This window comes from Psychrobacter sp. T6-1 (assembly GCF_052258445.1).
Map to the genome: position 1 here is coordinate 1 of NZ_JBQQFC010000613.1, position 862 is coordinate 862.

1 protein-coding gene is annotated in these 862 nt (G+C 37.5%); it reads right to left on the minus strand.

Going from position 1 to position 862, the window contains the following annotated elements; genetic code table 11:
• Positions 1 to 94: 94 nt before the first annotated feature.
• Positions 95 to 745: an IS1595-like element ISPssp3 family transposase gene (locus ACTXGO_RS14940; RefSeq protein WP_193011467.1), complete on the minus strand. Its 651-nt coding sequence runs from the start codon at positions 743 to 745 to the stop codon at positions 95 to 97.
• Between the last annotated feature and the right edge of the window lie 117 nt (positions 746 to 862).

The following is an 862-nucleotide window of genomic DNA, read 5'->3' on the forward strand; positions in this document are numbered from 1 at the left end:
CTAATAAGCTATTTTGGCAAAGGTCTAACCACACTTAGAAGACGAGGGTAATAGTAAACTTAATCATAATAATTTAAGGGGCTGTCCTAGATAACTAGTTCAAACCCTGTTTAACCCATTGTTTTAATTGTAGTAATTGCGACTTTGGGTCACTGTGATTAAAACGCCACTCACATTCCTTTAAATAGAGGTGAAAATGCTCTTTTGGAACCCCGTTAAACTTACGTAGATGCCGTTTAGCTTGGTTCCAGAAGTTCTCTATACCATTAATGTGATTCTTGTCATTAACAAAGGTTTTGGAGTGGTTGATACGATAATGAGTAAACTCACTGACATCTAATGCGTTATAGCTTTTAAATGAGTCAGTATAAACAATGCTATCAGGCTTAACTTTTTCTCTTATGATGGGGATCAAAGTATCTGCTTTAGCATTGGGTATAATACAAGCGTAGACCTTGCCATTACGCTTTAATAGGCCAAACACGGGCACTTTGCTACCAGCACCTCGCCCTCGCTTGCCTTTACGAGTTCCACCAAAGTATGATTCGTCTACTTCGATTTCGCCTTCAAATAGACCAGGGTCTTGACTATTCTCGTAAATAAGCACTCGTAGCCTATGAAAGTAATAACTGGCTGTGGTTTTATTAACACCAATTAGGCTTGCTGCTGTTCTGGCGGTAGAACCGGCAACAAATAACTCGATGAGTCTGCTTTGTTTATACCAACTTAGTTTACTCTTTCTCATAGTGCTATCCTAAATAATTTTATTTATCTAGGACAGCCCCTAATTTAATCAGCGTAAGTTTTTTATTTTTTCTAGGTAACGTCCTAACGCACGTAAATATAAAAGTTTTAAACTATT

Excerpts from the sequence above, each read along its gene's own strand:
- ACTXGO_RS14940 (WP_193011467.1), bottom strand. The coding sequence starts at position 745 with ATGAGAAAGAGTAAACTAAGTTGGTATAAACAAAGCAGACTCATCGAG.